We start from the raw sequence: 581 nt of genomic DNA, 5'->3' as shown, positions 1-581 counted from the left end.
TATTCGACGAGCTTTCCCTCGGTTGAGACCTCGCGCATGAGCGCCGCGATCTCGGCGGGAATCGGCGGGATGCTCTCCCGCTCCACCGATCCGGGGCCGGACCACACGAGGTTGACCTGCAGCGCGGGGTCGAGTTCCGGGTAGTCGGAGCGGTTGTGGCAGCCGCGGGTCTCGCGGCGCTCGATCGCGGTTTCGATGGTCGCGCGCGCGGCGAGCGCCGCGGACTTCAGGTCGAAGGCGTGGGCCAGGTCCTGGAAGCCGGCGATGTCCGGGTGCACGCCCATCCCGCTGATGCGCGCCTCGACCGCGGCCAGCTCGGCGAGGCCCTTTCGCAGGCCGTCCTCATCGCGTACCACTCCGGCGTGCTCCGTCATGATGTCGCGGAGCGCTCGCTGCAGCGACCGCACATTCTCCGGGCCGTCGGCGGACAGGAGCTCGTCCACTTCCTCCCGCGCCGCGGCGAGCGCCTCGGCAGAGCGGCGCTGCGCGTCGAGACCCGCGGAGTACTCCGCCGCCGCCTGACCGACGATGCGGCCGAAGACGAGGAGCTCGATGAGGGAGTTGCCGCCCAGGCGGTTGGC

Annotated in this window: 1 pseudogene; it reads right to left on the bottom strand. The window is 71.6% G+C overall.

The window, feature by feature from the left end:
• Positions 1–581 (bottom strand): annotated as a pseudogene (locus ABFX54_RS56755) (hypothetical protein); the annotation flags it as partial.

Source organism: Nonomuraea maheshkhaliensis (genome assembly GCF_039529435.1).
GTDB lineage: Bacteria > Actinomycetota > Actinomycetes > Streptosporangiales > Streptosporangiaceae > Nonomuraea > Nonomuraea maheshkhaliensis.
This window is presented reverse-complemented; position numbering and strand designations above follow the sequence as displayed.